Here is a 9,078-nt window from a genome sequence, read left to right on the forward strand (position 1 = left end):
CCGAGTGCGCCCAGCCGCACGAGGAGTTCCGGTACGCTCCATTGGAGCGTATTCCACGGGAGGGCCTTTTGAAACCATCGGCGGAAGGTACGTTCGTGGAGTCCGCTGTAACGGCTGAGATTCAGGGCATTGATTCGGCCAGGAATGGCCTGCCACACCGGCATCAGGTGGAGGAAAAAACGCTGTTGGGCAGCGGGGAGATTGAGCAGGGTGAGCAGCACAGGTAAAATAGTCATTGGGTCTCCTTGGGTGTGGGCTTGAGAACCTCACCCTACCGGAGACCCGTTTTTTGGGCCACCCCTACTTTTCGTCAAAACTGTCCGAACCATTGGTAATACGGACTCCGGATAAAAAGCGCAGACTGGAGCATCGCTAAATTCTATTCAGCCATCATTTTTTGCCACAGTGCCGCCGACAACCCGATCTCCTCACCCCGCACACCCCGTTCCACAGGTGGCCTCTATACGGTAATTAAGCGGGATCCGTATAACCCGAAGGGCCGGACTCGCAGAGCTGCGGAGCAGACGGGTTGACCGTGAGAGCGTGCCAGCAACCAGACTCCAGTACTCGCACCACAGATAAAGAGATCATCAATGCTGCTCGGTTTCAGGAGCGATATTTCCAGACGGCACTGGCGCGCTAGCCTCCCCGTCATGAGTTTGAGCCATCCAGAAAAAAACAGCGCCGCAAGACCCGTTACCCTCATCACTGGCGCGTCCGGCGGCATCGGCAGCGCCCTGGCCCGCGCGCTGGCAGGCACCCACGAACTGATCCTGGCCGGGCGCGGCGGCGCGGGCCTGAACGCCCTGTGCGCCGAAACGGGGGGCCATCCGCTGATTCTCGATCTGACCCGCCCGGAAACGTTTGCGGGTGCGCTGGCCGGACTGGGCCGGGTGTCCAACGTCGTCCACAACGCTGGAGTGGTGGAGCTGGGCGCGGTGGCCGAACAGGACCACGCGGTCTGGACGCATACGCTGGCGGTGAACACGGTTGCGCCTGCCGAGCTGACCCGTCTGCTGCTGCCCACGGTGCGCCGGGAGCGCGGAACCTTCGTGTTCGTCAACAGCGGCGCGGGCCTGAGCGCGAATGCGGGCTGGGGCAGCTACGCCGCCAGCAAGTTCGCGCTGAAAGCGCTGGCCGACGCCCTGCGCGCCGAGGAAGAGGCCAACGGCGTGCGCGTGACCTCGCTGTATCCGGGCCGCACCGCCACGGAGATGCAGCGCAAGGTGCGCTCCCAGGAGGGGGCCGAGTACACGCCGGAAGCCTTTATTGATCCGCAGACGCTGGCCGCCACCGTCGCCTTCGTCCTGAACGCCCCGCGCGACGCTGCCCTCACAGACCTGACCGTGCGGCCCGGCCCACAGTGAACCGTGATTACGACGTGGTGATCATCGGCGCTGGCCCCGCAGGACTGACGGCGGCCCTCGCGCTGGGCGGCGCGGGGCGGCGGGTGCTGCTGCTGGACGGCGGCCCTCCGCGCAATGCCCGTGCCACAGCGGCGCACAATGTGTTTACCCGCGACGGCTGCGCGCCCACGGATCTCAAGGCGCTGGGTCTGCGCGATCTGGAGCCATACGACATCACGGTGCGGCACACGCCTGCCCGTGAGGCGCGGGCCGTGGACGGGGGCTTTGCCATCCGGCACGAGGATGCGGGCGGGGGAGGCGGCTGGGCCAGGGCGAGACGGCTGCTGTTCGCCAGCGGCGTGCGCGACAGGCTGCCGCATATCCCCGGCCTGCGCGAACGCTGGGGCCTGACCATCCACCATTGCTCCTACTGCGACGGCTGGCCCAACCGCGACGCGAAGCTGGGCGTGCTAGGCAGCCATCAGGAAGGCCACCATCTGGCACTGAATGTGCGCGCCTGGGCCGAGGAAGTCAGTCTCCTGACCGACGGCCCCGACGAGTTGACGCACGAGCAGCGCGAGGACTTACAGCGTATCGACGTGCCCCTCTATACCCAGCCTGTCGCGCGGATCAGCGGCAAGGACGGCGTGACGGTCCATTTCCGCAATGGCAAGCGGCTGGATCTGGAAGGGCTGTTCCTCAATCCCACCCAGGTTCAGAACAGTGGCCTGCCCGCCGCACTGGGCTGCGAACTGGACGCCAAAAGCCGCGTGACGGTCAACGAGAACGGCATGACCAGCGTGCGCGGCATCTGGGCCGCCGGGGACATGACCTGAGCGCCGCAGTACGTCACCAACGCCGCTGCCAGCGGAATGACGGCGGCGGTCAGCCTCAACACCACCCTGATCCACGAGGACGTGCGGGCGCGGGGCGCGGCCTTTCACAAATCGCCGGACGAGGACCCGCAAGTGGGCGTGACTTGAAGGCCAGAAGTTGAAAGCAGTCCTGTTTGATCTGGACGGCACGCTGCATGACCGCAACGCCACGGCCCAGCATTGGCTGGAGGGTCATGTCCAGCGATTTGACCTGCCTCCTACTTACGCCGCTCGCTTTCTGGAACTGGACGATTTCGGCTACCGCCCCAAATCCGAGGTGATGCCTCTGCTGGTGCGGGAATTTGGTCTGGCGTACCCAGCCCAGGCGCTGCTGGACGATTTCTCGGCGCACTTTATGGCTGCCCCGGTGCCCATGCCCCATGCCCACGCCGTCCTGGCGCAATTGCGGGAACGCGGTCTGCGGATAGGCGTGGTGACCAACGGCTGGCCGGAAGTTCAAACCGCCTGTCTGGAGGGCTGTGGCCTGATGGCACTGGTGGACGACGTGGTGATCAGCAAGGTTGTCGGTCTGAGCAAGCCCGATCCGGCGATCTACCGACTGGCGCTGCAACGGCTCGGCGTGACTGCCGCCAACACCCTGTTCGTGGGCGATTCCCCGCGCAATGACATCATCGGGCCGCAGGCGGTGGGACTGCGGACGGCTTTCCTACCCACCGGACACGCATTGTCAGGGGAGAAGCCGGACGCTGTTCTGGGCGATCTGCGGGACGTATTGACGCTGGCCTGAGTTTTGCTTTTGCTCAAGCGGATTCAGGGAGGCCACTCGCCTCCGCCAGCACGTCCAGCAGCGCGGTCACCACCTGCGGATCGAAATGCTGGCCGCTGGAAGCCTGAATATGATTCAGGGTCTCGGTGACCGTCCAGGCGCGCTTGTAGGGCCGCACATTGGTCAGGGCGTCATAGACATCGCAGACGGCAAAGATGCGGGACAGCAGGGGAATCTGCTCGCCGCAGAGCTGCTGCGGATAGCCCGCGCCGTCCCAGCGCTCGTGGTGTCCGGCGATCACGTCCAGCGTGGCGGCGGGCAGGAAGGGCAGGTGCCGCGCCAGGGTCACGCCGTCGGCGACGTGTAACTCCATCCGGGCGCGCATTTCTGGCGTCAGTGGGCCGCCGTGCAGCAGGACCGAGTCGGGAACGGCCACCTTGCCGATATCGTGCAGGTACGCGCCCCAGCGCAGCGCCCGCAACTCGCCCGCCTCCAGCCCGAAATGCTGGCCCAGCCGCAATGCCAGCGCCGTGACCCGGTCCGTGTGGCCCTGCGTCTCGGCGTCGCGGGCTTCCAGCGACAGGCCCATCGCGCGCAGGGCACCCTCGTGGGCGGCATGTTCGCGTTCCTCGGCGTCCAGACGGGCGGCCAGCAGGGTCAGCAGGCCCGTCACGCTGTCGATCAGGTGCCGCTCGGGCGGGGACCAGTCGTGGGGCCGAAACACATGGGCCAGCAGCGCGCCCACCAGCCGCCCGGCGCGGTCATGGATCGGCGCGGCAATCAGCGCACAGACGCCCAATTCCGGGAATCCGCTGGCGGCAGGCTCGCCGTCCGTGTCCTGAAAATACAGAATGTCCGGCGAGGCTTCCAGGGCGCGCAGCAGGGGCAGGTGGCCCGGCAGACCGTGGGCCAGCAGCGCGTCCATCGCCGATCCTTCGGGCATCACGCCGCTGGCCGCGCGGGCGTGGTAGGCCAGCGTGTGGTCCGCGAGCTGGAAGTATCCGGCCCCCACCGCCGAGGTCTGGGCCACCAGCGCGTCCAGCACCGGGGTCATGGCGCTGCCGAGGTCCGGTGCGCTCAGCCCCAGCCGCGTGAGCTGCAAGGTCAGGTCCAGCACTCCGGGTTGGTGTGGGTCAAGGGACCCTGTCTGCGCTGAGGTGGAGGCGAGGCTCATATGACACCACGCTAATCTCGCCGGACTGACAGCGTTCTCACAGCAGGCGATCATGAGCCAGGAGGGGTGCGTCTTCTGAGACTGCGGCTGGAACAGCAAAACCCCCTCCGTGAAGGGGGGCGATACTGAGAATCTGTGCTGGAACCTCAGGGCAGCGGGAAGCCGCCCGCGAAGGCGTGGACCTCATCCTTGACGTTCTCTCCCTTCAGCGCCCGGTCAATCAGATCGGCAATTTTCGGCATGTCGCTTTCCACCATGCCGCGCGTGGTCACGGCGGGCGTGCCGATGCGGATGCCGCCGCCGTGCAGGATCTTCTCGGTGTCGTAGGGCAGCGTGGACTTGCTGATGGTGATGTGGTTGGCATCCAGCGCCTTGGTGGCCCTGGTGCCGTTCAGCCCCTGTGGCCGCAGGTCCAGCAGGAACAGGTGGTTGTCGGTGCCGCCCGAGACGACGCGGTAGCCCTTGTCCTGAAACGCGGCGGCCAGCGCCTGCGCGTTCTTCACGATCTGCTGGGCGTAGGCCTTGAATTCGGGTTGCAGCGCCTCACCGAAGGCAATCGCCTTGGCCGCGATGATGTGTTCCAGAGGCCCGCCCTGATGGCCGGGAAACACCGAGCGGTCCATCTTGGCGGCGATCTCGGGGTCACTGCTCAGCAGCAGGCCGCTGCGGGGGCCGCGCAGGGTCTTGTGCGTGGTGGTGGCGACGATGTGCGCGTGCGGCAGTGGGCTGGGATGCACCCCGGCGGCCACGAGTCCGGCAATGTGCGCGATGTCGGCGAACAGGATCGCGCCCACCTCGTCGGCGATGGTGCGGAACGCCTCGAAATCGATGACGCGGCTGTAGGCGCTGGCCCCGGCGATGATCATCTGGGGCTTATGCTCATGCGCCAGACGGCGAACCTCGTCCATGTTGATCAGTTCGGTTTCGGGACTGACCTTGTAACTGACCACCGTGTAGTTCTTGCCGCTGAAATTCACCGGGCTGCCGTGCGTCAGGTGGCCGCCGTGCGACAGGTCCATGCCCAGCACGGTATCGCCGGGCTTGAGCAGCGCGCCGTACACCGCGATGTTGGCGCTGCTGCCGCTGTGGGGCTGCACGTTGGCCCACTCGGCCCCGAACAGTTCCTTGGCCCGCTCGATGGCCAGCAGTTCCACCTGATCCACCACCTCGCAGCCGCCGTACCAGCGCTTGCCGGGGTAGCCCTCGGCATACTTGTTGGTCAGTACGCTGCCCGCCGCCTCGCGCACGGCGGCGCTGGTGAAGTTCTCGGAGGCGATCAGCTCCAGCCCGGTGCGCTGGCGCTCGCCCTCCTGCGCAATCAGGTCAAACACGGCATTGTCACGGACAGTCGCGGGGCGCTCGGCAGTGGTCATGAACTTACGGTAACACTGCCGCCAGTGGGAAAATGGGGGGGTGTCTTGGCAGGGCAGACGGGGGGAGGAGAGGTCTGACCGCCGGATGGTCTAGCCGTCTAGCGGCCCGGAAAAATGCCTTGACGGGCGGTTTTTTGAATATAACCCCTCCGGGCCACCTTCCCTGAGAGTGTGTTTTGGAAGGTGTCACATCCTCAGCCGGAAGACGGATACCTTTTCGTTCAGGCCACACCGGGAAGTCGTTGGCGGTTTCCCCTCTTCTACTGAGCTGTGCCAGTCCCAGCCTTGCCACAGGGGGAGGGAGCCAAAAGTGCATGTTCCTGGAACTCGTACTTCTGGGATTTTCAGAAATCCTGAAAGGCTTTTTAGACACGCTCATAGACAGAGAAAAACCCCATCCAGCGCGGGGCCGGACAGGGTCTTCTCAAAAAATGTGGAGCTGACTTACTTCACCATCGCCACGTCAAGCGACGTGCAGGTCACGCCCCCATCCGCAGGGGTGCCGTCCGCGCCCGTGGCGGTGTGGATGTTGAAGTACTTGGCGTTCATGATCACGGACTTTTCCACGCTGCCGCTCAGGGTCAACATGCCAGCGGCGTCGGTCTGGGCCACGAGCTTGCTGGCCATGATGGCGTCGCCGCCGCTTTCGCAGGGGTTGGCGCTCTTGGTGCCCATCAGGTGGTAGTGGGCCACGTAGTAGGTGCTGGGGGCCAGACCCATAACCTTGGCGGTGGTCATGACCTTGGTGCCGTCCATCTTGGACTCCACCGTGCCGCTGGAAGCCAGGGCCATTCCGGCGGGCTGCTTGGTCAGCGTGTAGGGCTTCATCATCATGTTGCCCGCCATCATCGAGCAGGAGCTGAGGGCGAGGGCCATTGCGGGCAGAATAAGAATATTTTTCATGGGTGTGCCTCCGTGGGCGTTGAATTGTCTTTCGTCTCGCAGTGTGCTTCGCCGCACTGACCATGAGTGTCGTTTTGCCCGCTTTGTAACGGAGAGCTTAAGGGCAACTCCACAGGTGAAGAGAGCCGCCTGCATCACACATGCGCGGCATCCCACCCCCGTCTTATACTCAGTCCAATCCCCTTCACTTCTCACTTTCCTGCGAGGTTCCGCCATGACTGCCACCCTCTCCCCATCCACCCTGCCCACCACCCCACAACCCTCCGAGACGGAGTTGAAAGCCCTCTTCCAGACCCAGCAGGACTGGCGCTGGCGGGCCGCCCAGACCGGGGTGGCCGAGCGGCAGGCGGTGTTGCGGCGGCTGCACGACGCCATCAAGGCCAGTCGCGTGGCGCTGGCCGACGCGATGGCCCTGGACCTGGGCAAGAGCCGCGCCGAATCTGAACTCACCGAGATTCATCCCGTGCTGGAGGAACTCCAGTTCATCATCCGCTGCCTGCCGCGCTGGATGGCCCCCCGCAAAATTGCCACCCCGCTGATGCTGGCCGGGGCGCAGAGCGAGGTGCGGTTCCAGGCGCGCGGCGTCACGCTGATCCTGAGTCCCTGGAATTACCCGGTCAATCTGGCCCTGTCGCCGCTGATCGCCAGTCTGGCGGCAGGCAACACCGTGATCCTCAAGCCCAGCGAGAAGGCCCCGCACACCTCGCGGGCGTTAAAGGAACTGCTGGAAGGCGTCTTCGAGCCACGGTTGGTGGCCGTGGTAGAGGGGGACGGGGCGGCGGCCCACACGCTGACCACGCTGCCCTTTGACCACATCTTCTTTACCGGCAGCGGCGCAGTGGGCCGCAAGGTCATGGCCGCCGCCGCCGAGAACCTGAGCAGCGTGACGCTGGAACTGGGCGGCAAGTCCCCAGCCCTGCTGCATCCCAGCGCGGACCTGAAGACGGCTGCCGAGCGCGTCGCGTGGGGCAAGCTGCTGAACGCCGGGCAGACCTGTGTGGCCCCCGACTACGTGCTGCTGCCCGCCGACATGCGCGACGCCTTCGTGCTGGAACTGGACGCGGTCATCGCCCGGCGCTACGGGGACCGCATGTGGCAGCGGGCCGGGCCGGACTACGGGCGCATGGTGGACACGGCGAGTGTGGAGCGCCTGCAAAAGCTGACCGAGGGCAGCGTGGGGCAGGGCGCGCGGGTGGCGCTGGGCGGCGACTTCGATCCAGAGGCCCGCTTTATCTCGCCCACCGTGGTCACGGACGTGACCCCCGACATGCCCCTGATGGGCGGGGAACTGTTCGGCCCGGTGCTGCCGGTGCTGACCTATGACACCTTTGAGGACGCGCTGGCGCTGATCCGCCGCCTGGACCCCCCGCTGGCGCTGTACCTGTTTGCAGAGGACGAGGCGGCCATCGAGCAGGTCAAGCACGAGACCACCAGCGGCGGCATGGTGGTGGGCGGCACCGTGATCCACCTGATCAACCCGCACCTGCCCTTCGGCGGTGTGGGGAGCAGCGGCATGGGCAACTACCACGGCGAACACGGCTTCCGCACCTTCAGCCATGAGCGGGCCATCCTGCGCGAGCCGAAGCCCTCGCCCGTGCGCCTGATGTACCCGCCGTATGGCCGCCCACTGCCGCGCCTGACCGCCTGGGCCTTGCGCCTGCTGGAGCGTCAGGCCGGGCCGCGCGAGTAGTCGGTGACCCCGGACTTCACGGCGGCCATTACCGCCGGGGGCCGTTCCAGCCGCTTCGGATCAGACAAGGCGCTGGCGCTGCTGCGTGGGCAACCGCTGCTGCATCATGTGGCCGCCAGCTTGCAGGGCTGCCCTGAACGCCTGCTGATCGCCCCGGTTGAAAAGTACGTACTGGACGGCTGGCAGGTCATCTCCGACACCCGCCCCGGCGAGGGACCGCTGGCCGGACTGGAAGCGGCCCTGAGTCACAGCTCAACCGAGTGGCTGGCCTTCACGGGCGTCGATCTGCCGGGCCTGACACCCGACTTCTGGGCCACGCTGGCGCAGGCGCGCACGCCGGGAGCATTGGCCCTTCTGCCACTGGACCGCGAGGGACGGCCCCAGGCGCTGGCCGGGCTGTACCGCCGCGAGTTGCTGGCACGCGTGACCGATCTTCTGGAAGGGGGCGAGCGGCGTCTGAAAGTGGCCGCGCCACCTGAGAGCAGCGTGCTGGTGGGCGGCCTCTCCCACCATCTGCGGAACGTGAACACGCCGGACGATCTGGCAGCGCTGGTGGGCGGGAGTCTAGAGACGGGGAGTCTGAATACGGGGCAATAAAAAAACCGCCTCTCGGCGGTGTTGAAAAGAAATATAGCGCCGTATGCGGGGGCTGTCAAGGTATGCATCTGGATGGGGTGCATCCCGCTAAGCTGGGATCGGAAAGGCAGCGTGGCGAACGTCATCCAGACTCACCAGGGGATTGATGTTGTTCAGGTTGGCACGAAGCGAGGCCATGCCACTGGCCCCAGGACGGGACCAGTGCATGCCCGAACCCTTCATGCGCCAGCCAATCACACTTTTGTTGATGCCTTCGATCTGCCCTGAGCCAATCGGCCAGCCCTGAGTGCGGTAGTGGGGATAGTTCATCAGGTGCGTGCGCCTGAACAGATAGTTCAGGGCCTGTTGTGCTTCTGAACTCCACTGCCTCTGCCCCACAGGGGCAGAGGCAAA

8 protein-coding genes and 2 pseudogenes are annotated in these 9,078 nt (G+C 65.7%); 5 read left to right on the forward strand and 5 right to left on the reverse strand.

Translation table 11 applies throughout. The annotated features are described in order from the left end of the window. Positions 1-236, reverse strand: a pseudogene (locus Q319_RS27555) (hypothetical protein); the annotation flags it as partial. A gap of 417 nt (positions 237-653) precedes the next feature. Here Q319_RS27555 and Q319_RS0121220 point away from each other — a divergent pair. From Q319_RS0121220 to Q319_RS0121230, 3 genes are all read left to right on the forward strand, one after another. Next, complete coding sequence (locus tag Q319_RS0121220; RefSeq protein WP_029484417.1) at positions 654-1,367, forward strand: SDR family oxidoreductase; 714 nt, start codon at positions 654-656, stop codon at positions 1,365-1,367. Continuing rightward, positions 1,364-2,182 (forward strand): NAD(P)/FAD-dependent oxidoreductase, encoded by an 819-nt coding sequence (locus tag Q319_RS25000; protein ID WP_342667898.1) that lies wholly within the window; start codon positions 1,364-1,366, stop codon positions 2,180-2,182. The genes Q319_RS0121220 and Q319_RS25000 overlap by 4 nt, the downstream gene beginning before the upstream one ends. 157 nt (positions 2,183-2,339) lie before the next feature. Beyond that, positions 2,340-2,969 carry an HAD family hydrolase gene (locus tag Q319_RS0121230; protein WP_029484418.1) on the forward strand — a complete coding sequence of 210 codons (630 nt, stop codon included), beginning with the start codon at positions 2,340-2,342 and terminating at the stop codon, positions 2,967-2,969. A gap of 13 nt (positions 2,970-2,982) precedes the next feature. On the opposite strand, the gene Q319_RS0121235 is transcribed toward Q319_RS0121230, so the two are convergent. From Q319_RS0121235 to Q319_RS0121245, 3 genes are all read right to left on the reverse strand, one after another. After that, on the reverse strand, positions 2,983-4,122 hold the full coding sequence (locus tag Q319_RS0121235) for an HD-GYP domain-containing protein (protein WP_034416170.1): 1,140 nt from the start codon (positions 4,120-4,122) through the stop codon (positions 2,983-2,985). Positions 4,123-4,268: 146 nt separating this feature from the next. Continuing rightward, positions 4,269-5,495, reverse strand: a complete 1,227-nt coding sequence (gene glyA, locus Q319_RS0121240; RefSeq protein ID WP_029484420.1) for a serine hydroxymethyltransferase — start codon at positions 5,493-5,495, stop codon at positions 4,269-4,271. 444 nt (positions 5,496-5,939) lie between these two features. Continuing rightward, positions 5,940-6,398, reverse strand: a complete 459-nt coding sequence (locus tag Q319_RS0121245) for a hypothetical protein (RefSeq protein ID WP_029484421.1) — start codon at positions 6,396-6,398, stop codon at positions 5,940-5,942. 214 nt (positions 6,399-6,612) lie between these two features. Here Q319_RS0121245 and Q319_RS0121250 point away from each other — a divergent pair, with 214 nt between their 5' ends. Then, entirely contained in the window at positions 6,613-8,088 is a 1,476-nt protein-coding gene (locus tag Q319_RS0121250) for an aldehyde dehydrogenase family protein (protein WP_051655649.1), read from the forward strand. Between the two features lie 3 nt (positions 8,089-8,091). Beyond that, positions 8,092-8,685, forward strand: a complete 594-nt coding sequence (mobA, locus tag Q319_RS0121255; protein ID WP_029484423.1) for a molybdenum cofactor guanylyltransferase — start codon at positions 8,092-8,094, stop codon at positions 8,683-8,685. An 87-nt stretch (positions 8,686-8,772) separates the two neighbouring features. Here mobA and Q319_RS0121260 read toward each other — a convergent pair. Next, positions 8,773-9,078 (reverse strand): annotated as a pseudogene (locus Q319_RS0121260) (hypothetical protein); the annotation flags it as partial.

It is taken from the genome of Deinococcus marmoris DSM 12784 (assembly GCF_000701405.1).
In the GTDB taxonomy this organism is placed as follows: domain Bacteria; phylum Deinococcota; class Deinococci; order Deinococcales; family Deinococcaceae; genus Deinococcus; species Deinococcus marmoris.